Genomic DNA, 20,184 nt, shown 5'->3' with positions numbered 1-20,184 from the left:
TTCTTGTGGGCGGTTCGAACGAACGATCTGGCCGCGCTGCCGCGTCAGTCCGCGAGTGCGATGCCGGCGTTGCGCAGCAGGACACGCAACTCAGCCAGCTGCGCTTCGTAGTGTCGCCAGCGTCGGATCGAGCCGCGATGGATTGGTGTGCGCACTTGCACGGCGCTGGCCGTGGCTATGGGCGCGGGGTTGCGTTCGAACTGCAGGCAGGCGTCGTGCCAGGGCAGTCCGCAGTGTTGCAGCAACGTGCGACTGCAGGCCTCCTGCGAATCCACGATGGCCTCGTAGTCCAGTTCCAGGATCCGGCCGGGAAATGCTTTTTGCCAGTGCGCCATGAGGCGGTCGAACAGCACGTAATAGCGGCCGGTGTCGAGCAGGTCGAAGGAGTAGTCGAAGAACGGCGAGTTCGGTGCGAACAACTGCCGGAAGTTGCTCAGACAGGTATCCAGCGGTTCGCGGCGCAGGCAGATGATCTTCGCCTTCGGCAGCGCCTTGGCGATGTAACCCGCATAGAGGAAGTTGTGCGGCAGCTTGTCGATGAAGCGCGGCTTCGCGCCGGTGCCGGGCCGGGTGCTGTCGAGGTAGGTCTCGCCGAGCTTGCGCCAATCGGGCTGGCCCGTTGCCTCGATGGTCGCGGTGTCGATCAGGGCCGGCGTCCGGCTGCCGGAAAGATGCTTGAGCGACATGCCGAAGTTCAACAGCTCGCCGACGGACTGCACGTCCGGGTGGCTTGAGATGATGCGCTCGACCAGGGTGGTGCCGGAGCGCGGCATGCCGATGATGAAGATCGGCTCTTCCGATTCGCAGCCCACGGCTGGCGGCGAGGATTCCGGGAACGCCGACATGATCGCCGTGAACAGTGCCTCGTCGCGTTCGATCGAATACTTGCGATGCGCGGCACCAGCCGCCTTGCCTCGCACCAGGTGCCCGAATGAGCTGGCGTAGTCGGCGAGGTCTTCCTGTTCCTTGGCGAGTGCCATGTTGAGGCACATCAAGGCTTCGCTGTCGGCGCCATTCTGGCTGACGTGCCGCAGCAGCGATTCCAGCCGCGGAATGTGGTTGCGCTCGACCGTCTGCCGCCGCACTTGCGCCAGCGTCAGATGCGCCAACCAGTAGTGCGGGTTCAATGCCAGACACGCGTCCAGCTCGGTCTCGGCGGCATCGATGTCGCCCGCGGCAATCAGCGACGTGGCCAGGTTGTAGCGAAATGGCGCGTGCCCTGGCGCAAGCGCCGCAGCCTCGCGAAACGCGGCAGCGGCCAAGGTGTAGTCGCCCGTCTGCGTGTACACCACGCCCAAGGTATCAAGCATCGCCGGGTTGCCTGCTGACAGCGGGCGCGCCCGATCAGCCGCCGCCCTCGCATCACGATTCCTGCGTGCCAGACTGAGCGCCTTGGCGAAATGAACCGCGAAGTCGGCGCGTGAGGGTTCGATCAGCGTGGCGACGCGAAGGTGTTCCAAGGCCGGCGCCAGTTGCTGCAGTTCCATGCACGCGATGCCCGCGATGTAGTTCACCACCGGATGGCGTGGCGTCTGCGGCAGCAGGCGCATGGCCAACTCCTTCACCTGCGGCCACGCGCGTCGGTCAAAAGCGCGCGTCAGCTGGAGGTAGAGGTCAGCGGGCTTGGCCAGGGGCATCCGGAGGGTTTCCTCTACCAGTTCGGCAGCGCACGGCGGCTGCCGCCCAAGCGGGTGGGCCGTCGTCCCGAGGAAACGCCGCGGCCCCGACGGGATCGGCGGGCGATGGACAATTGTAGCGCGACGTGCGGATGATCCATGGCTGGCCCGGGGTCACCCGCCCGCGAGCATCGCGGCAATCCTGGCCATGTGCGATTCGGCGGTTTCGCGGGTGACTTCCTTGTCCGCCTCGGGGTCTTTGCCCTGCCAATGCAGGTCGCCCTCGGGCAGTTCGCGCAGGAAGCGGCTGGGCTGGTTGCGGTGGATCTCGCCGTAGCGCTTCGTCTGCGCCGACCAGGACAGCGTGAGCAGTTCCTTGGCACGGGTGATGCCCACGTACATCAGGCGGCGTTCCTCGTCGATGCGACCCTCGTCGATCGCGCCTTCGTGCGGCAAGGTGCCGTCTTCGCAGCCGACGATGAAGACGAAACGGAACTCCAGACCCTTGGCGGCGTGCAGGGTCATCATGCGCACGGCGTTGCCGGGCTCCTCGCGGTCGGCGTGGCTGAGCAGGGCCAGTTGCGAGGCGAGGTCACCGGCCGAGTTGCCATCTTTCTGCATGGCGCGGAACCAGTCGGCCAGCTCCTTGAGATTGCCCAGTTTGCGATCACGCACGCTGGCATCCGGTGTGCTCGCAATGATCTGTGCGGCGTAGCCGGTGCGCTTCAGGATCCGCTCGACCAGATCGGCGGCGCTTTCGTGCAGCGAGGCGCTGCGCAGCTCATCCAGCAGGGTGGCGAACGAGGCCAGCGCGGCCGCCGGACGTGGTGTGAGCTGGCGCAACACGCCGTCACTGCGGGTGGCATCCAGCAGGGATGAATGGCGCGATTGCGCGATCTGCCCCAGCTTCTGCAACGTGGTGGCGCCGATCTCACGCTTGGGCACGTTCACCACGCGCAGGAAGGCGGCGTCGTCGCTGGGATTGGTCAGCAGCCGCAGGTAGCAGAGCAGGTCCTTCACTTCGGCGCGGTCGAGAAACGACAGGGCGCCGGTGAGATGGTAGGGGATGCGCGCCAGGCGCAGCGCCTTTTCCAGCGGGCGCGCCTGAAAATTGCCGCGGTACAGGATCGCCATGTCGTGCCAGCGCGCCTTGTGCTTCTCGGCCAGCGTGGTGGCGATGGCGGCCACCCGTTCGGCCTCGTGCTCGGCTTCCTTGCATTCGAGCACGCGGATCGGCAGCCCCTCCGGGTGTTCGCTCCACAGCTTCTTTTCGTGCAGATGCGGGTTGTTGGCGATCAGCGCATTGGCCACGCGCAGGATGCGCTTGCCGCAGCGGTAGTTCTGCTCCAGCTTGATCACGCGCAGGTTCGGCCAGTCGCGGCCGAGCTGGTCGATGTTCTCCGGGTTGGCGCCGCGCCAGGCGTAGATGGACTGGTCGTCGTCGCCCACGCAGGTGATGCCGCCGCGCTCGCCGGTGAGTGCCTTGAGCAGGCGGTACTGTGCGTCGTTGGTGTCCTGGTATTCGTCCACCAGCAGGTAGCGGAAACGTTCGCGCCATGCGTCACGACACTCGGCGTCGCTTTCCAGGATGCGCAGCGGCAAGCGGATCAGGTCGTCGAAATCCACCGCGTTGAACGCGGCCAGACGCTGCTGGTACATGTCGTAGATCGTCGCGGCTTCCAGCTCGCGCGGGCTGCGCGCGGCAGCCAGCGCCTCCTCCGGCGAGAGGCCGCTGTTCTTGGCGCGGCTGAGCAGGCTGCGGATGCCGAACAGCACGTCGGGCTTGGCGCCCTTGGGCGCCAGCTCCTTGACGATGCCGCCACTGTCGTCGGCATCCAGCACCGAGAAGCCGCGTCGCAGGCCGGCGCGCGCGTGTTCGATCTGCAGGAACTTCAGCCCCAGCGCGTGGAAGGTGCTGACGGTGAGTGCGGCGGCGTCCTCGCTGCTGACCAGCTTCGCCACGCGCTCGCGCATCTCGCGCGCGGCCTTGTTGGTGAAGGTGATGGCGGCAATCCTGCGGGCATCCAGCTTGCGACGCTGGATCAGATAGGCGATCTTCTGGGTGATCACGCTGGTCTTGCCGGAGCCGGCGCCGGCCAGCACCAGCAGCGGCCCCTCGCAGTGTTCCACGGCGGCCTGTTGTTGTGGGTTGAGCATGGGTTGAAACAGTGCGTGATGCGACGGCCGATGTTAACAGAGCGCGGCTGGCGCACCGACCCGGATCGGCCATAATCCACGCACGACTGTCGTTGGGTACGAGCATGGGGCAAGCGGAACTGCAGCAATGCGATGTGGCGGTGATCGGCGGCGGCCCGGGCGGCAGCACCGTCGCGGCGCTGCTGGCGCGGCGCGGTCTCAAGGTGATTGCGCTGGAGAAGGCACATCACCCGCGTTTTCATATCGGCGAATCGCTGCTGCCGATGAATTTGCCGGTGTTCGAGCGGCTCGGCGTGCTGGACAAGGTGGCCGCGATGGGCGTGTTCAAGCCGGGCGCGGATTTCGAGACCGACAACGAGCGTGGCTACAACACCTACGCCTTTGCCAGGGCGATCGGGCGGAGTCCGCCGCATGCCTGGCAGGTCTGGCGCCAGGATTTCGACAAGATGCTCTACGAGCACGCGGCCGCGTGCGGGGCCGATGCCCGGGAGGGGCACGAGGTGCGTCAGGTCGAGCAGCGCGGCCCGCGCGAGAGTCTGCTTGAGGTGCATGCCGACGATGGCCGAACGTACACCATCCAGGCGCGCTACGTGGTCGACGCGACTGGACGTGATGCGCTGCTGTCATCGAAGAAGAAGCTGCGCCGCAAGAACAACCAGCATCAGAGTGCGGCCATCTTCGGTCACTTCCGCGGCGCGGCACCACGTGCGGGAGAAGACGCCGGCAATATCAGCATCTACAGCTTCGAGCATGGCTGGATGTGGATGATCCCGTTGCCGCATGGCGTGATGAGCGTGGGCGCGGTGTGCCGGCCGGACTACCTCAAGCAGCGCAAGGGGCGCACGGTTGAATTCCTGTTCGACACGCTGAAGTTGAGCCCGGCGCTATGGCAGCGCGTGCAACACGGCGAACTGATCGACAACAAGGTGCATGTCACCGGCAATTACTCCTACGACTCGCGCTGCATGGGCGGCCCGGGCTGGATCCTGGTCGGCGACGCGTTCGCCTTCCTCGATCCGGTGTTCTCCTCCGGCGTCTACCTCGCCATGAGCGGTGCCGAGCAAGCGGTTGACGTGGTCGATGCCGCCTTGCGTGATCCCGCAATCGAGATGAAGTTGATGCGCAAGCTGGAAAGGCGCCAGCGCGCAGCCATGGCCAGGTTCTCGTTCTTCATCTACCGCTTCAACGGCCCCGTGATGCAGCAGATGTTCCGCCAGCCGCGCAACACCTGGCAGCTGGAACAGGGCGTGATCTCGATGCTGGCGGGCGACCTGTTCGACACCCCCGTGGTTTTGCGCAAGCTGCGCCTGTTCAAGCTGGTCTATCTTATCTGCACGCTGCGCGACTGGCGCCGCAGCCGCGCCGAGCACCGCTATCGGCTGGCCCAGGCACGGGCGCAGTTCACGGGAGGCAACACGCCGCTCGATCGGGAATAGCGAAGGGTCGTTGGTCGCCGTAGGGCGGGCTCCGCCCGCCGGCTCTTTGCCATCATGCAAGCCAGAAAGCCGGCGGGCAGAGCCCGCCCTACGGGCTCGATGGATCAGCGGCGGGTCGGAGTTGACGACGTGTGAGAAACTGGGCGGTGAAACCTGGCCCGCTGTGGCCATTCCTTATCACCTATTCCCGGCTCCCGATGGCCAAACTCTATTTCTATTACTCGGCAATGAATGCCGGCAAGACCACCACCTTGCTGCAAAGCGCGTACAACTATCATGAGCGCGGCATGCGCACGTTGATCCTGAAGCCGGAGATCGATACGCGTGCGACGGACGAGCCCCCAGCCGATGGTTCGAGCCACGCGCAAGGCGAGCTCCCATCCGACCCTTCGGGCCCCCTTCCCCCGCATGCGCGGGAAGGGAAAGGGGCGCAGCCTGCGGCTGCGGGCCTTGCCGTGGTGGCTTCGCGGATCGGTCTGAAGGCGAATGCGTGGCGCTTTGCCGGTGGCGAGGATCTGTTCGCCCTGGTCCAGGCCGATATCGTCTCGCGCGGGCCGCTGCATTGCGTATTCGTCGACGAGGCGCAGTTTCTGACCAAGGCGCAGGTGTGGCAGATCAGCGACGTGGTCGATCGTCTGAATATTCCGGTGCTGGCTTACGGATTGCGTACCGATTTCCGCGGCGAGCTGTTCGAGGGCAGTCGTCACCTGCTGGCGTGGGCCGACAATCTGGTGGAGATCAAGACGATCTGTCACACCGGGCGCAAGGCCACGATGGTGGTTCGTGTGGACGAACACGGCCGCGCGGTGACCGATGGTCCGCAGGTTGAGATCGGCGGCAATGAACGCTATGTCTCGGTGAGCCGCGCCGAGTTCAAGAAGATCAGCGCAGGCCAGGGTCGCATCGAGTTGCAGCAGACCGTGCTGCCGCTCGACTCGACCGGCTAGTGCGGACTCCGGTCTGAAATTTCCGGCTCGGGCATTGCCCGGTCACCGTTTGATCAAGGAATGCCATGAGCCACCCGATCACCATCCCCGCCTGGCAGCGTCCGCACTGGTCGCCCAGCGACGAGAAGGTCCTGCTGCAGTTCTACGTGTTCGGGAAGTTCGGCGCCGTGCGCGTGCCCTCGCAGGACTACGGCAGCGCCGGCTTGCCCACCGGCATCGCGGCGACCAATCACCATCACGCCGATCTGCGCAGCTGGGAAGGGTATCCACTGAAGGGTGCGGTGGGTCGCATGTACAAGGCCGATGCGCCGCAGGCCTATCAGCGGGCCATCGACGCGCCGGAGGTGATGGTGGTGCGCGGTACCCTGGACGACAGCCAGGCCACCGGCTATTTGCGTGACACCCTGGGCGTGTTGGCGGGCATGCTTGATATCGGCGGCGTGGCGATTCTCGATCCGCAGATCCTCAGCCTGCTCGATGCCGACGCCTGGCGCAGGCATTACCTGGTTCGCGATGGCGCGCCGATCCGCCACCACCTGCTGATCCTGTGCGACGGCGAGTCGGAGCCGGGTCGCTCGTGGATCCACACCCGCGGCATGCGCAAGTTCGGCCGACCCGACATCAGCATCCGTCAGGTACCCGAGGCAGCGCTCAACCGGGCAGGTGCCTTGTGCGAACAGATGGTGGAGCTGGAGGCGCTGGGCGCACATTTTGCCGATGGGCAGGCGCTGGCCGTGGAAGGCCTGGGCGACGGCGTGATCGCCAGGCTTGGCGGCGGCCTGGAAGATCCGGATTTCAACAATACCTGCGTCGAGTTTGCGTGGCCGGCGTGAGAGTCGCCGAAAGAGCCGGCGGGCGGAGCCCGTCCTGCAACCGCACGTACAACCGCACGTAGGGCGGGCTCTGCCCGCCGGCCGTCCCGCGTCCATGCACGGGTGAACAACCAGCGAGGCCTCGCGCGCACGACAGCATCGTGGCTCAACGCTGGCAATGCGGACACCAGAACGTGGAGCGCTGCCCGAGCACGACCTGGCGGACGGCCGTGCCACACACCCGGCACGGCTCACCGGCGCGGCCATACACGTACAGCTCGCGAAAGAAGTAACCGGGCGCGCCGTCGGGGCTGAGGAAGTCGCGCAAGGTGGTGCCGCCGCGTTCGATCGCCCAGGCGAGAATCCGTTTCACTTCCATGGCCAGTCGCGCGTAGCGTGCACGCGACACGGCACCAGCCGCCCGGCGGGGATCGATGCCCGCCGCGAATAGTGCTTCGCTGGCGTAGATATTGCCCACGCCGACCACGATCGCGTTGTCCATCAGGAACAACTTCACCGCCGCCGTGCGTCCGCGTGACCGCCGCCACAGCAGGTCGCCGTCGAAGGCGTCGGTCAACGGTTCCGGCCCCAGTTTGGCCAGCAATTCGTGGGTTTCGCCCGGGCTCTGCCACAGCAGACAGCCGAAGCGCCGCGGATCCGTGAAGCGCAGGATGCGCGGCGCCTGCGCCGGGCTGCGTTCGAGCGCGATGTCGACATGATCGTGCTTGCCCACGGGCGCGTCCGGCGGCAGCACGCGCAGGACCCCGGACATGCCCAGGTGCAGCAAGGCGCTGCCGACCGCCGTGTGCAGCAGCAGATACTTGGCGCGCCGCTCCACCGCGTCGATGCGCTGGCCGGGCAGCAGCGTGCTGATCTCGGCGGGAATCGGCCAGCGCAAATCCTGGCGTCGCAGCGTGACGCCGGTGACGCGTCGCCCGATCAGATACGGCGCGATGCCGCGGCGGGTGGTTTCAACTTCGGGCAGTTCGGGCACGGGTGATTTCGCGTTTCAGCGCAATTCGGTGGGCTTGATTTCGGGCGAGCGTGGCATGTAACGCGAAGACACCAGCGCGACGCGCTGGCCGACGCGCACGTATTGCTGCGGCCCGGTGACTGCACTCACCCCGAAGACCAGCGTCTCGCCATCCAGTTCGAGTACGGCGCGAGGCGGCGACAGGCCGATTTTTGCCGGATCGAAATCGCTGAATGGGCGCCAGCTCAGTACATGCGCGGCGGCGATGTCGGTGAGGTCGTTCAAGCGATCATCGTCGGCGATTTGGCGTGGCGTGCCATCGGTACGCCACCAGTGGCCATCGCTGCGTTTTTCATAATGCAGCGTCGCGGCACCGGGCAAGGCAAGACTGACGTGGCTGATGCTTGCCGGGTCGAGCGCCGTGAGGTTGCCGTTCTCGCGACTGGCGTCGCGCTGCAGTTGCCAGCCGGCCAGCACCAGCAGCGCCAGTACGCCGACCAGCAGGAACACGCGTTGGCGAGCAGCACGCTTCATCGTTCAGCGCCGCCGCCGGCGCCATACGATGGCGCCGCCGATCAACAGCAACAGCAGCGGCAGCACGATCAGGAAGCCGAAGCTCAACGCATTGAGCTCACCCTGCGAGATTTCCAGGAGTCGGTCCGGCGCGCCGCGTGGCGGCAGGTTGACCAGCTTGTCGTCGCCCAGCAGCCAGTCGAACACGCGCTCGCCCAGCGCGCGGTTGCCGCCGTTGCCGAGGAAGGTGTTGGACAGGAAATCGCCGTCGCCGATCACCACCGCGCGCTGCTCGCTCTTGTCCGGGCTGGGCGACAACCGGCTCAGCGCGAAACCGAAGTCCAGCGGCCCTTTCAGCTCGCCGGCAGCGGCATCGAAGCGGATGTCCGAGGTTTTGGTGTTGTCGATCGGCTTGAACTCGGTCCAGCTCTGCGGACTGGAGCGCAGGAACGGCTTCATCGCCCACTGCGTCTGGGTGAGTTGGGCCAGGGCCGACACCTGCGGGAACAGCGTGGTCAGCTGGAAGCCCTGGGTGATGGCCTGCGCCGGGTAGCTGCCCAGCGCGATCATGCGTGGATCATGCAGGCCCAGCGCGGTGCCGGATCCGTCGACCAGCACGCCGGGCAGAACGCGCACGCCAAGTGCATCGGCCAACGGATTGAGTCCGAGATCGTCGCTGGTCGGCTCGGTAAGCCACAACAGGTTGCCACCGTTCTGCACGTAGCTGACCAGCGCCTTCACCGCACCCGGCGCCAGCGGCATGGCGGGGCTGGCCAGCACCACCAGATCGGTATGCTCGGGTACTGCGTTGACCTGGGCAAAGTTCAGCGGCACCGCGCGCATGCCACGACCTTCCAGCTGCGACATGAACGTGCCCATGTCGGCATTGGCCTGGCCGTTCGGGCGTCGTTCGTCGTCGCCGGAGACAAAGGCGACGATGCGATCGTTGCCGCGTTGCAGCCGTTCCAGCGCGTTGGTGAGGCTGCGTTCGGAGAGTTCATCCAGCCGCTGCTCGTGGTTTTTGTAATGCAGGATCAAGGCGCCATCGACGGTGACGCCGAGCTGGCGCATCTTCGCTGGATCCAGTTGCGGGTCGACGAAGCGCAGGGTGAGATCCGGCTTGACTGCCTGATAGCGCTTGAGGAACCCGGAGATGGTCTGCCGCAAATTGCCCTGCGGGTTGGCATAGCTGACGATCTCGACCGGGCCGTCGAGCTGCTTCAGCACCGCGCGGCTTTCCGCCGAGAGGCTGATCCGGCCGTTCGCCGTCCAATCGGCGCGCCAGTCGTAGCGGGTGCCCAGGTAACCGATCGCCGTGCAGGCGAGCACGAGGAGCAGGGCGAACAGCCAGCCGTCCAGACGTCTGAACAGATTGCGCATCAGCCGCGCTCCTTGTCGGTGGCGAGCCGGCGCGTGGCCAGCGCCAGTGAAAGCGCGACCAGCAGCACGAACCACAGCACGTCAGCACTGGAGACCAGCCCGCGCAGCATCGGTTGCACATGCGTGCTCATCGCCAGCCAGTTGATTGCGCCGCCGTTGATGCCGGCCACCTGCGCGCCCAGGTTCACGCTCCACAGTGCCAGTGCCAGGATCAACGCGGCGGCGGCGGCAATCGCCGGATGCGAGGCGAAACTCGAACAGGCCACGCCCAGCGCCGCCAGTGCGGCCAGCATCAGGACCAGGCCCAGCGTGGCGGCGGCCAGCTTGCCCCAGTCCAGGTGCGTGGCGTGGGCCAGCGTCAGCGGCATCGCCAGGGTCAGCAGCAACCACAGCAGCAACCAGCCCAGGATCGCCAGATACTTGCCCAGCACGATACGCGAGGCCGGCACCCCGGCGGCGAACAGCAGGGGCAGGGTGCCGTTGCGCCGTTCGCCGGCGATCACCGACATGGTCAGCAGCGGCACCACCAGAAAGGCCATCTGGGCCAGTTGCCCGAGCAAGGGCACCGCCACCAGGTCGGTGAAGCCGGGCCCGTCAGGCAACGCTGCGCGCTGGATCTGGCTACCCAGGAATCCGCCCAGCAGCAGGGTGAAGTTCCAGCCGAGCCAGGCCAGGGTCAGTGCCCCCACGACCCAGGCCAGCGGGCGGACCAGCAATCGACGCCATTCCAGCCGTGTCACCGTGAGTGCGCTCATGCTGCCTGCGCCGGGCTGTGCTGCATCGCGCTCTCGAAGAAGGTTTTTTCCAGTGCGGCGTGATCGTCCGCGCGCACGGCACCGTCATGTCGCAACGTGCCCTCGTGCAGTATCGCCACCCGGTCGCAGACCGCCGTGACCTCGGCCAGCAGGTGGGTGGACAGGATGACCGCCGTGCCGGCGATCGCCTGTTCGCGCACCAGCTTGCGCAGCGCGGCCACCTGCACCGGGTCGAGTGCGTTGGCCGGCTCGTCCAGCACCAGCAGGGCCGGTTTGTGCAACAACGCGCAGGCCAGCCCCAGACGCTGGCGTTGGCCCTGCGACAGCACGCCGGCCAGGCGCCGGGCCAACGGCTGCAGTTCCAGTCGCTCGATGATGTTCGTACGCGCCTCGCGCAGGCTGGCGCCGCGCAGCCCGCGCAAGCGGCCGTGCGCGTCCAGGTGCTCGGTGACGGTCAGCTCGGGCCACAGGGGCGCGCGCTCGGGCAGCCAGCCGATCGAGTCGCAGGCCAGTTCGGGTTGCTCTAGGAAGTCCTCGCCGTTCAGCTTGATGCCGCCGCTGTCCGGGCGCAGCGCGCCGGCGATCATCGACAAGGTGGTGGACTTGCCGGCGCCGTTGACGCCGAGCAGGCCCAATACCTGGCCGCGTGGCAGCGTCAGGCTCAGCTCTTGCACGGCCACGCGCCCGGCGCGGCGGCGGCTGACGCGTTCCAGTTGCAGCACGGGTGTGGATGTCGCGGGAGTGATCGTGGTCATTGCATGATTGTCACGGCGACCCCATGGTTAAACAACAGGCGATTGTCGCGCATGCCAACCAACACTTGTTTGACGTTTCCCTCTTGACAAACTGTTATCATGGTAGATCAGCCATGCTGGCGGGTATGGAAACCCCTCGACTAGACTCCTCTCGTTTCCACGTGTTCCCTCCCCCACCCGGTAACTCAAATGCTTGACGCTGTACTGAATTTCCTCAACAACGGCATTACCCATGCCAGTTGGGGCCAGATCGCCATCTACGTGCTGATCATGACCCAGCTCACCATCTTCACGGTGACCCTGTATCTGCATCGCAGCCAAACGCATCGCGGCGTGGATTTCCACCCCGTGCTGGCGCACTTTTTCCGTTTCTGGGGCTGGCTCACCACCGGCATGGTCACCCGTGAATGGGTGGCGGTGCATCGCAAGCACCACGCCAAGGTGGAGACCGAGGAAGACCCGCACAGCCCGATGATCTACGGCATCAAGAAGGTGTTCTGGGACGGTGTCTCGCTGTATCGCGATGCCTGCGAAAACAGGCAGGACATGGAGCAGTACGGCCGCGGCACGCCCGACGACTGGGTCGAGCACAAGCTGTATGGTGCGCATCCGTACTGGGGCCCGACCCTGATGTTGCTGATCAGCATCGCCCTGTTCGGCGTGATCGGCGCCGCCATCTGGGCGCTGCAGATGGTGTGGATCCCGTTCTGGGCCGCCGGTTTCGTCAACGGCATCGGCCACTGGGCCGGCTACCGCAATTTCGAGAGTGCCGACACCGCACGCAACCTGATTCCGTGGGGTTTCTGGATCGGCGGCGAAGAGCTGCACAACAACCATCACGCCTTCCCCAGCTCGGCCAAGTTCGCGCTGCGCAAGTGGGAGTTCGACATCGGCTGGGCGGCGATCTGCGGTCTGCGTGCCGTGGGCCTGGCCAAGGTGCTGCGCGTGGCGCCCTCGCTGGACGTGCGTCCCAACGTGCACCTGCCCGACGCCGATACGCTGAAGGCGGTGCTCACCCATCGCTTCCAGGCCATGACCGACTACTACCGCGGCGTGATCATGCCGACGGTGCGTGACGAGGCGCAGCATGCGGGCGAGAGCATCAAGGCGATTCCGCGCCGGATGCGGCTGGCGATGGCCGATGGCGGTCGCTGGCTCGACAGCGAGGGGCGCGAGCGCATGCAGGCCGTGCTGGCCCGGCGACCGACGCTGAAGACCGTGGTCGAGTTCCGCAACCGCCTCGCGGCGCTGATGGAGCAGCGCGGCGCCGAACAGACCTTGAAGGGATTGCAGCAATGGATCCGCGAGGCCGAGGAGAGCGGCATCCGCGCGCTGCAGGACTTTGCGCAGCGGCTGAAGGGTTACACGGTCGCCACCGCGTCAGCCTGAACGCATCGACAAGTCCCGCTTCCGCAAAACCCGCCTGTTGGCGGGTTTTGTTTTTGAGGCGTACGCGACTATTCGGCCCGTCAAATTGTTCGTTGCAGTTGGTTTCAACGCTTTCAGCGCGAACCGCCTCTCGGCCGGAGATTGGTGTTGACGCCGGTGAGCAGGCGCCGCACGCGAGCAATGGAGTATTGCGTTTCGTCAGCCAAGTCGCGGATCGACGAGCCGGCTTCGTATTTCAGCTTGAGCTGTTCGCCCAGTTCGTCGGCCTTCTCGTAGGAGAGACGGGCATGGGCCGGCAACTCGGGAATGGCGATGGGGCCTCCACCATAGCCCTTGTGCTGATGTCCGCGGGGCTGAACATCGGATGCCGCCTCGGCTCCCCAACACACCCAATTGGGCTGGGGGTATCGCGCAAACATTTCCAGATAAGGTCCCGGGGAGCAGCGTTCGATGAACTCGTATTGTTCGTCGGGCTTCCGCGAGTGCTCACGTTTTCTCGTTTCGATCATGTTAACTTGGCTGCGAGCGGGCGCAAGAGTTCGCATAGATCCGCGGACGCCGAATAGCAAAAGCTCAGTCACGTTCCGGAAGTAGAACCCAACTCCCCGGCCGTCTGGCCCGCCGTCCTTGCGTCGTTTGGCCCAGACCACATTCGATACATATCGAAACCCCCAGGCTTTCATCACGGCCATGCCTTCGGGAAGCAGCGCGTTGGGAACCCACAGATACAGATGGGCGTTGCGTGCCGTTACAGAGGCAACCGGAAGCTTGAGAATGGAATCGAGATCCATGGTGGAGTAGCGATCCAGCCGGCGATGCTCGGGAGCGACCTTGCCGGTTCGATTGGTAAATCGCCACGGCGGGTCCGCCAGAACCGTGCTCCATCCCCCATCTGTTTCCGGAAGCGCAGAGCTGTGTTGTTGTATCTCAAGTGGGCGAACCAAGGCAGTCTCCGAAATAAGATCTTCAGAGCGTGACTTTAATAGATCTTGACGGAAAAGTCTCTTTCGTTCTGCTGCTTGGAGCGGCTCAGCAGTTAACCCATAACGCGCCGTCATCAGGTCAGTGTGTAGGGTTGTTTCAGTCGGTCGAATAGGGTTTTCCGTTCCACGTGGCGGGTGTGGCAGCAACGACCAGCAGCGGGCAGGTCCCCATGACGCCACGGCGAATTCTCAAGGCGGCCTTGTCCAGATTGGTTGTCGTCGAGGTACCAAGGTCGATGGGAAGTCTTGGATTTCGTTGCGCCACCGGAAGCGTCTGTTGATGATCGCTCCAAAGTTTGGTCGCAAGTTCCTTGAGCCCCACGCGGTCCTGGGTGATAAGGACTGCGGCCGAGATTACCCCCGCCTCGTGCCACGACCGGTACGCGGACAAGTCGCGATCCAGATTGCCGTCTTTCGCGTTCCACTCCACGTCGAGAGCGACTCTACCCTTGAAGTTGTCGACCAAATACCCCTCCTGTTCGACAGGCGGCAGTCGTTCCACAACCTTACCAGCGCGTGAAACCAGAATGCCCTGTGTGGAAAGGTCCACTCGGATTTCCCGCCAGCCGCGTCGGGAAAACATGTCGTCAATCTGACGAGCAATGTCCCCACGATTTCCACCCTTTTTGAGCCAGTGTGTAGGCTCCAGCGAAAACGTGGCCAGAACATCCGTGATGTCCTTCCATTCGGCGGGGCAGACCGAGCGCAGTACGGCGGAGGCGGAACTCGTTTCAAGAAAGGTCCAGCGCGCGCGGATGGAGGGCTTTAGCACAACCGGATCGTCGTAGGTATTTGTCTCGAACATGTAGGCGAGTATATGGGGTGGGTGGGGGTAGTGCGCAGGTGTCGGGAGGTGATGCGCGGCAGGGTGTCGCTTCTCGGCTGGACGCGGACAAAGAAAAACCCGCCACGAGGGCGGGTTTTGAGTGCCTTGCTGGATGACTCGCTGCGCTCGCCCCTTCGGGGCCGCCCTCCGGGTGTTCTGCGCGCTTCGCGCTTGTCCGGCTTTCGCCGGGATGACCCAATGGCTAGCCACGCGCTGCGCGCGTGGGCCATTGGGTCACTTGATCTTGCCTTCCTTGTAGATCACGTGCTTGCGCACCACCGGATCGTACTTCTTGAACTCGAACTTTTCGGGCGTGTTCTTCTTGTTCTTCCTGGTGGTGTAGAAGTGGCCGGTGCCGGCCGAGGAGATCATGCGGATCTTGTCTTGTGATTTGCTTGCCATGATTTGCTCCTCAGACCTTTTCGCCGCGGGCGCGCATGTCGGCAATCACGGCTTCGATGCCATTCTTGTCGATGGTGCGCAGGGCGTTGTTGGAGACACGCAGCTTGATCCAGCGGTTTTCGCTGGGAACCCAGAAACGACGCTCATGCAGGTTGGGCAACCAGCGGCGACGGGTACGGTTGTTGGCGTGCGAGACGTTGTTGCCGCTCATCACACCCTTACCGGTGACTTGACATACACGGGCCATGAAGACCTCCACAAGAATGGCTGAAAAGCCGTGATTACCACCCGTTAGCCAGGGTGACATCGGCCCAGCGGCGCCGGTGCGCCACGCAATGCTGGAGAATGCTGCCACGCCCGTCGCTCGGGTTCGTATTGCGTCACGAACCGCCCGGAAAACCGGGTCGACACAGGGCGAGCCGCGCATTGTCGCAGACGCAAGCCGTTGCGCGCAATCCCCTGAAGCCCTCGACGGCGTGCTCAGGGGTGCGAAAAACAGGGATGTATGGAACAATCAGTCTCTTTGCTCGATCGTCCAAGACCCAAGAGGAACACCCGATGGCACAAGAAATCACCAACGACCAGGCCAATGGCCAGGCCAGTCAGCCGCAGCTGGTGATGCAGAAGATCTATGTGAAGGATGTTTCCTTCGAGGCGCCCAATGCGCCGCAGATCTTCAACGAAATCGACGAGAATTCCCAGCCGCAGGTGCAACTGAACCTGGGCCAGAAGGCGACCGACCTGGGCAACGACCTGTATGAAGTGGTGCTCAGCCTCACCCTCACCTGCACGGTCGGCGAGCGTACCGCCTACCTGGCGGAAGTCGAGCAGGCCGGCGTGTTCGGCATTGCCGGCTTCAGCGACGAAGACCAGGCCGGCATCATCGGCAGCTATTGCCCGAACCTGCTGTTCCCGTATGCGCGTCAGGTGATCTCCTCGATGGTGGTGGAGGGTGGCTTCCCGCCGTTCCTGTTGCAGCCGATCAACTTCGACGCCTTGTTTGCCGAACAGCAGCGGCGCGCCATGGGCGGCGACCAGGCTCCGGCCACGCTCAACAGCTGAGCCCCGCACATGTCTGATCAGCCGAAGCTGACCATCCTCGGCGCCGGCTCCTGGGGTACCGCCCTGGCGGCGCTGATCGCGCGCAACGGCGTGGTCACGCGACTGTGGGGCCGCGATGCCGATGCGCTGGCGGAAATGGCTGCCCAGCGCTGCAACGAGCGTTATCTGCCGGGTATCCTGCTTCCGGAGACGTTGCAGTACGAGGCCGACCTGGGTGCGGCCGTGCGTGGCGCCGACATCGTGCTGATCGTGGTACCCAGCCATGCGTTTGCCGCGATGCTCGATGCCCTGGTCCCCGTTCTCGACAGTGGCACCGCGATCGCCTGGGCCACCAAGGGCTTCGAGCCGGGCACCGGGCGCTTCCTCCATGAACTGGTGGCCGAAAAGCTGCCAGGCCGCCCGGCGGCGGTCGTCACCGGACCTTCGTTCGCCAAGGAAGTGGCCACCGGTTTGCCCAGCGCCGTGACCGTGCATTCGGATGACGATGCCTTTGCCCGACGACTGGCCGGCCTGCTGCATGCGCCCAATCTGCGTGCCTACTCCGGTGGCGACATGCTGGGCGCCGAGCTCGGCGGCGCCATGAAGAACGTGCTGGCCGTGGCCACCGGCGTGGCCGACGGCATGGAGTTGGGCCTGAATGCCCGCGCCGGTCTGATCACGCGCGGCATGAACGAGATGCTGCGTCTGGGCGTGGCCCTGGGCGCGCGCCCGGAAACGCTGATCGGCCTGTCCGGTCTGGGCGATCTGGTGTTGACCTGTACCGGCGACTTGTCGCGCAACCGCCGGCTCGGGCTGGCGCTGGGGCAGGGCATCGCGATCGACGAAGCCGTGCGCCGCATCGGCCAGGTGGTCGAAAGCATCCTCACCGCCGACGAGGTCGCGCGACTGGCCGACAAGCACGGCCTGGACCTGCCGATCAGCGCCGGCGTGCGCGCCGTGCTGCACGGCGAGGTCACCCCGGTCGACGGCCTCAAGGCGCTGATGGCGCGCGAGCAGAAGCCCGAGTATCCGCACGGGTTGTTCGGCAACGGCTGAAACGCGGGCGCGCGTGCCGATTCATGCATTGGCCCGCGGCATGCGCCGCATCCGGCCCCGGCGCTGCTAAGCTCAAGCATTTGGTCGTCGCCACGGAACGCATGCGGATGCCGCAACCGGACGAGAAGCAACGCGCCGCCAGCGCAGCAGCTGGCGACGACGACGCCTTGCCACAGGCTTGGCGCCGGCTGCTGGCCGCGGCCAAACCGGCGGCGGCGGAAGGCCATGCCGTGCTGGGTTTCTTCGTGGAGGTCATGCCCGAGGAAGGCGATGCATTCGCCCACGTGGATGTGGCGCCGGTGCTGCTGAGCGTGGGCGAGCATGGCCGTTACAGCCGTCCCGTACCGCTGGACAGCCGCCATTTCGCGCAGTCGCCGCTGCCACCCCACGAACAGCGCCTGGCTGCCAGTGTGCTGGGCCTGCCATTGAGCGTGCGCAAGGGCCGCAGCTACGCACGCCTGGGCGGCCACGTCGGCGACAGCCTGCTGGCGGAAGTGCTGGATACCGCGCCGTGCTTCCTCGGTGGCCTGGCCGGGCTGCGGCTGTCGCGTGGCAAGTCGCACCAGCTCAACTGGCATTGGCAGATGGGGCCCGAGGGCAACCAGCGCCTGCTGCCGGTGTTGCCGAACAACCAGCGGCTGCTGCGCATCGACGCGTTGTGGTACCTCGACGTCGAGCGCGCCACCATGGGGCTGTTCGACGCGGCGGCCGAGGAAACCCCGTGGCTGGAACTGCCGCCGTTGAAGCACGAGCACGCCCGGCGCTTGCGCACGCGCCTGCCGAACAGCCGGCTGGCCACCCGGATCCCGCTGCCGCACGTGTTTGCCGAGGTCAAGCAGTCGCAGCTGGCGCCCAAACCGGTGTTGATCCTGCACGCGCTGACGCGCCACGCCCGCCTGGCCGCCGGCACGCCGCCGCTGGGCTATGCGCGGTTGGCGTTCGACTACGCCGGTGAGCGTCTGCCGGGCCGTGGCGGCGAGCCGCTGGTGCGCCGTGTGCGCAATGAGCAACTGGTGGAGATCACCCGCCGTCGCGCCGAAGAACTCGCCGCGATGGAACAGCTCGAACGCGCCGGTCTCACCCCCTGCGTCGACACCGAGGGCCTGCCCTGGGATGTGGCCGAGACCCTGCCCGATGATGCCTGGTTGTTCCCCGGCGCCGGTTACGCCGGCGCGCTGGAGGTCAACACGCCGGCACGCTGGCTGGCGTTGCGGCCGACGCTGGAAGAAGAGAATTTCCTGGTCGAGTACGCGCCCAGTTTCCCGTTCGAGGTGCTGGAAGGTCCGGTGCACTGGTACGGCCACGCGGCGGAGGACGTCGACGATCACGCGTTCGACCTGGAAATCGGCATCGAGGTCGATGGCCAGCGGCACAACTTGTTGCCGGCCGTGGCGCAGGCGCTGACCGAAAACCAGTTGAGCCTCAGCCCCGCCGCGAACGAACCCGAGGACGCCGTGTGGTACGCACCGGTCGATGCACGCCGACGCGTGCCGGTGCGTTTGAAGGAGTTGCGCGGCCTGCTGGCGCCGCTGGCCGAATACCTGGAGAAGCCGCGCAAGGCGCTGCACCTGCCGCGGGTGCAGGCGGGCCGGCTTGAAGAACTGGCCGCGGCCATGCCCGAAGGCGGCAGCCTGCAGGCTGCCGAGCCGTTGCTCGGTTTCGCTGCGCGCCTGCGTGACGCGGCAGCGCGGGCCAGCGACGTGGTGCCCAAGGGGCTGAACGCCGAGCTGCGCCCGTACCAGCGCGAGGGCCTGCGCTGGCTGAATGCGCTGGCCGAGGCCGGTGTGGGCGGCGTGCTGGCCGACGACATGGGCCTGGGCAAGACGCTGCAATTGATCACCCATCTGCTGTCGCTGAAACAGGGTGGCGCGCTGACCCAACCGGCCCTGATCGTGGTGCCGACCAGTCTGATTCCGAATTGGCAGTCCGAGATCGCCCGCTTCGCGCCGTCACTCAAACTGCTCACCCTGCATGGGCCGCAGCGCGCGGAGGAATTCGACCAACTCGGTGCGCAGGACATCGTGCTGACCAGCTACGCGCTGTTGCCGCGTGACGTGACGCCGCTGCGCCAGCAGCCGTTCGCGCTGATCGTGCTGGACGAGGCGCAACAGGTGAAGAACCCGCGCACCCAGGCGCGTCGCGCCCTGCTCAGCCTGCGCACGGCGCGCTATGTCTGTCTCACCGGCACGCCACTGGAAAATCATCTGGGCGAACTGTGGTCGCAGATCGACCTGGCGGTGCCCGGCCTGCTCGGCGACGAGGGCGCGTTCCGTCGCCACTACCGGGTGCCGATCGAAAAGCAGCACGACGAGGAATGCCAACAGCGACTGAACCTGCGGCTGGCGCCATTCATCCTGCGCCGGACCAAGGCGCAGGTGGCCAAGGAGCTGCCACCGAAAACCGAAATCACCCGCCGCGTGGTACTGGAGGGGCGCCAGCGTGAATTGTACGAAGGCCTGCGCCTGTCGCTGGCCGAGGAATTGCGCGAGGTGATTGCCCAGCGCGGCATCGCGCACTCGGGCATCGTGGTGCTGGATGCGCTGCTCAAGCTGCGCCAGGTGTGCTGCGATCCGCGCCTGGTCAAACTCGAAGTGGCGCGCGGCGTGCACGAGTCGGCCAAGTTCGAACTGCTGATGGACATGCTGCCTGCGCTGCTCGACGAAGGACGCAAGGTGCTGCTGTTCTCGCAGTTCACCGGCATGCTGAAACTGATCGCCGCCGAACTCGATCGCAAGCGCATCCGCTACGTCACCCTCACCGGCGACACCCGCGACCGCGCCGAGCCGGTGCAGCGTTTCCAGAACGGCGAGGTGCCGCTGTTCCTGCTTTCACTCAAGGCCGGTGGCGTGGGCCTGAATCTCACCGCCGCCGACACCGTGATCCACTACGACCCGTGGTGGAATCCCGCCGCCGAGGCGCAGGCCAGCGACCGCGCCCATCGTATCGGCCAGGACAAGCCGGTGTTCGTGTTCCGCCTGATCACTTCGGGCACGGTGGAAGAGCGCATCGAGGAACTGAAACTGCGCAAGGCCGAACTGGCCGACGCGGTGCTCGAGGGTGGCGGCAGTCGCCAGAAACTTCGCTTCGACGAAAGCGACCTGGACGCGTTGCTGGCGCCGGGCTGAATCGGGTCCGGCAATTCG

General features: G+C 65.7%; 18 protein-coding genes. 7 read left to right on the top strand and 11 right to left on the bottom strand.

All coding sequences use genetic code 11. The features are described from left to right. Positions 1 to 44 precede the first annotated feature (44 nt). Positions 45 to 1,637 carry a tetratricopeptide repeat-containing sulfotransferase family protein gene (locus AC0L58_RS14750; RefSeq protein WP_473684684.1) on the bottom strand — a complete coding sequence of 531 codons (1,593 nt, stop codon included), beginning with the start codon at positions 1,635 to 1,637 and terminating at the stop codon, positions 45 to 47. A gap of 153 nt (positions 1,638 to 1,790) precedes the next feature. Further along, positions 1,791 to 3,773 carry a UvrD-helicase domain-containing protein gene (locus AC0L58_RS14745; RefSeq protein ID WP_473684682.1) on the bottom strand — a complete coding sequence of 661 codons (1,983 nt, stop codon included), beginning with the start codon at positions 3,771 to 3,773 and terminating at the stop codon, positions 1,791 to 1,793. A 104-nt stretch (positions 3,774 to 3,877) separates the two neighbouring features. On the opposite strand from AC0L58_RS14745, the gene AC0L58_RS14740 reads away from it, so the two are divergent. The 3 genes from AC0L58_RS14740 (at position 3,878) to AC0L58_RS14730 (ending at position 6,989) form a co-directional block, all read left to right on the top strand. Next, a complete protein-coding gene (locus tag AC0L58_RS14740; RefSeq protein WP_473684680.1) occupies positions 3,878 to 5,209 on the top strand; it encodes an NAD(P)/FAD-dependent oxidoreductase in 1,332 nt (443 codons plus the stop codon). 197 nt (positions 5,210 to 5,406) lie between these two features. Next, positions 5,407 to 6,156, top strand: a complete 750-nt coding sequence (locus tag AC0L58_RS14735; RefSeq protein WP_473684678.1) for a thymidine kinase — start codon at positions 5,407 to 5,409, stop codon at positions 6,154 to 6,156. Positions 6,157 to 6,221: 65 nt separating this feature from the next. Beyond that, positions 6,222 to 6,989, top strand: coding sequence for a hypothetical protein (locus AC0L58_RS14730; RefSeq protein WP_473684676.1), 768 nt, complete (start codon positions 6,222 to 6,224; stop codon positions 6,987 to 6,989). Between the two features lie 145 nt (positions 6,990 to 7,134). On the opposite strand, the gene mutM is transcribed toward AC0L58_RS14730, so the two are convergent. From mutM to AC0L58_RS14705, 5 genes are read right to left on the bottom strand one after another with little or no spacing between them, the layout of a single operon-like run. Next, a complete protein-coding gene (gene mutM, locus AC0L58_RS14725) occupies positions 7,135 to 7,962 on the bottom strand; it encodes a bifunctional DNA-formamidopyrimidine glycosylase/DNA-(apurinic or apyrimidinic site) lyase (RefSeq protein ID WP_473684674.1) in 828 nt (275 codons plus the stop codon). A gap of 15 nt (positions 7,963 to 7,977) precedes the next feature. Next, positions 7,978 to 8,475, bottom strand: a complete 498-nt coding sequence (locus AC0L58_RS14720) for a hypothetical protein (RefSeq protein WP_473684672.1) — start codon at positions 8,473 to 8,475, stop codon at positions 7,978 to 7,980. A 3-nt stretch (positions 8,476 to 8,478) separates the two neighbouring features. Next, positions 8,479 to 9,834 (bottom strand): GldG family protein, encoded by a 1,356-nt coding sequence (locus AC0L58_RS14715; RefSeq protein ID WP_473684670.1) that lies wholly within the window; start codon positions 9,832 to 9,834, stop codon positions 8,479 to 8,481. After that, complete coding sequence (locus AC0L58_RS14710) at positions 9,834 to 10,589, bottom strand: ABC transporter permease (RefSeq protein WP_473684667.1); 756 nt, start codon at positions 10,587 to 10,589, stop codon at positions 9,834 to 9,836. Before AC0L58_RS14710 ends, AC0L58_RS14715 begins: the two co-directional genes overlap by 1 nt. After that, positions 10,586 to 11,344 (bottom strand): ABC transporter ATP-binding protein, encoded by a 759-nt coding sequence (locus AC0L58_RS14705; RefSeq protein WP_473684665.1) that lies wholly within the window; start codon positions 11,342 to 11,344, stop codon positions 10,586 to 10,588. The genes AC0L58_RS14710 and AC0L58_RS14705 overlap by 4 nt, the downstream gene beginning before the upstream one ends. A gap of 189 nt (positions 11,345 to 11,533) precedes the next feature. On the opposite strand from AC0L58_RS14705, the gene AC0L58_RS14700 reads away from it, so the two are divergent. Beyond that, positions 11,534 to 12,733, top strand: coding sequence for a DesA family fatty acid desaturase (locus AC0L58_RS14700; protein WP_473684663.1), 1,200 nt, complete (start codon positions 11,534 to 11,536; stop codon positions 12,731 to 12,733). A 113-nt stretch (positions 12,734 to 12,846) separates the two neighbouring features. Here the strand turns inward: AC0L58_RS14700 and AC0L58_RS14695 are convergent, their stop codons facing one another. The 4 genes from AC0L58_RS14695 to rpmB form a co-directional block, all read right to left on the bottom strand. Then, on the bottom strand, positions 12,847 to 13,677 hold the full coding sequence (locus tag AC0L58_RS14695; protein WP_473684661.1) for an MT-A70 family methyltransferase: 831 nt from the start codon (positions 13,675 to 13,677) through the stop codon (positions 12,847 to 12,849). Between the two features lie 136 nt (positions 13,678 to 13,813). Further along, positions 13,814 to 14,521 carry a BglII/BstYI family type II restriction endonuclease gene (locus AC0L58_RS14690; RefSeq protein ID WP_473684659.1) on the bottom strand — a complete coding sequence of 236 codons (708 nt, stop codon included), beginning with the start codon at positions 14,519 to 14,521 and terminating at the stop codon, positions 13,814 to 13,816. Positions 14,522 to 14,776: 255 nt separating this feature from the next. After that, the gene (gene rpmG / locus AC0L58_RS14685) at positions 14,777 to 14,944 is read right to left on the bottom strand and encodes a 50S ribosomal protein L33 (RefSeq protein ID WP_007081353.1); all 168 of its coding nucleotides are present in this window, start codon (positions 14,942 to 14,944) and stop codon (positions 14,777 to 14,779) included. Between the two features lie 10 nt (positions 14,945 to 14,954). Then, entirely contained in the window at positions 14,955 to 15,191 is a 237-nt protein-coding gene (gene rpmB, locus AC0L58_RS14680; protein ID WP_077513244.1) for a 50S ribosomal protein L28, read from the bottom strand. Positions 15,192 to 15,502: 311 nt separating this feature from the next. On the opposite strand from rpmB, the gene secB reads away from it, so the two are divergent. The 3 genes from secB (at position 15,503) to AC0L58_RS14665 (ending at position 20,166) form a co-directional block, all read left to right on the top strand. After that, entirely contained in the window at positions 15,503 to 16,006 is a 504-nt protein-coding gene (gene secB, locus AC0L58_RS14675) for a protein-export chaperone SecB (protein ID WP_473684656.1), read from the top strand. A gap of 9 nt (positions 16,007 to 16,015) precedes the next feature. After that, positions 16,016 to 17,041 carry an NAD(P)H-dependent glycerol-3-phosphate dehydrogenase gene (locus AC0L58_RS14670; protein WP_473684654.1) on the top strand — a complete coding sequence of 342 codons (1,026 nt, stop codon included), beginning with the start codon at positions 16,016 to 16,018 and terminating at the stop codon, positions 17,039 to 17,041. Positions 17,042 to 17,148: 107 nt separating this feature from the next. After that, complete coding sequence (locus AC0L58_RS14665; protein WP_473688754.1) at positions 17,149 to 20,166, top strand: DEAD/DEAH box helicase; 3,018 nt, start codon at positions 17,149 to 17,151, stop codon at positions 20,164 to 20,166. Positions 20,167 to 20,184 lie beyond the last annotated feature (18 nt).

It is taken from the genome of Rhodanobacter sp. G2-10 (genome assembly GCF_055809185.1).
Note: the sequence above shows the minus strand (reverse complement) of the source record. Positions and strands in the feature narration are given on the sequence as shown.

What these genes read in the sequence shown, in the direction of transcription:
- AC0L58_RS14750 (WP_473684684.1), bottom strand. Translation starts at nt 1,637, where the DNA reads ATGCCCCTGGCCAAGCCCGCTGACCTCTACCTCCAGCTGACGCGCGCT.
- AC0L58_RS14745 (WP_473684682.1), bottom strand. Translation starts at nt 3,773, where the DNA reads ATGCTCAACCCACAACAACAGGCCGCCGTGGAACACTGCGAGGGGCCG.
- AC0L58_RS14740 (WP_473684680.1), top strand. Translation starts at nt 3,878, where the DNA reads ATGGGGCAAGCGGAACTGCAGCAATGCGATGTGGCGGTGATCGGCGGC.
- AC0L58_RS14735 (WP_473684678.1), top strand. Translation starts at nt 5,407, where the DNA reads ATGGCCAAACTCTATTTCTATTACTCGGCAATGAATGCCGGCAAGACC.
- AC0L58_RS14730 (WP_473684676.1), top strand. Translation starts at nt 6,222, where the DNA reads ATGAGCCACCCGATCACCATCCCCGCCTGGCAGCGTCCGCACTGGTCG.
- AC0L58_RS14720 (WP_473684672.1), bottom strand. Translation starts at nt 8,475, where the DNA reads ATGAAGCGTGCTGCTCGCCAACGCGTGTTCCTGCTGGTCGGCGTACTG.
- AC0L58_RS14715 (WP_473684670.1), bottom strand. Translation starts at nt 9,834, where the DNA reads ATGCGCAATCTGTTCAGACGTCTGGACGGCTGGCTGTTCGCCCTGCTC.
- AC0L58_RS14710 (WP_473684667.1), bottom strand. Translation starts at nt 10,589, where the DNA reads ATGAGCGCACTCACGGTGACACGGCTGGAATGGCGTCGATTGCTGGTC.
- AC0L58_RS14705 (WP_473684665.1), bottom strand. Translation starts at nt 11,344, where the DNA reads ATGACCACGATCACTCCCGCGACATCCACACCCGTGCTGCAACTGGAA.
- AC0L58_RS14700 (WP_473684663.1), top strand. Translation starts at nt 11,534, where the DNA reads ATGCTTGACGCTGTACTGAATTTCCTCAACAACGGCATTACCCATGCC.
- AC0L58_RS14690 (WP_473684659.1), bottom strand. Translation starts at nt 14,521, where the DNA reads ATGTTCGAGACAAATACCTACGACGATCCGGTTGTGCTAAAGCCCTCC.
- rpmG (WP_007081353.1), bottom strand. Translation starts at nt 14,944, where the DNA reads ATGGCAAGCAAATCACAAGACAAGATCCGCATGATCTCCTCGGCCGGC.
- rpmB (WP_077513244.1), bottom strand. Translation starts at nt 15,191, where the DNA reads ATGGCCCGTGTATGTCAAGTCACCGGTAAGGGTGTGATGAGCGGCAAC.
- secB (WP_473684656.1), top strand. Translation starts at nt 15,503, where the DNA reads ATGGCACAAGAAATCACCAACGACCAGGCCAATGGCCAGGCCAGTCAG.
- AC0L58_RS14670 (WP_473684654.1), top strand. Translation starts at nt 16,016, where the DNA reads ATGTCTGATCAGCCGAAGCTGACCATCCTCGGCGCCGGCTCCTGGGGT.
- AC0L58_RS14665 (WP_473688754.1), top strand. Translation starts at nt 17,149, where the DNA reads ATGCCGCAACCGGACGAGAAGCAACGCGCCGCCAGCGCAGCAGCTGGC.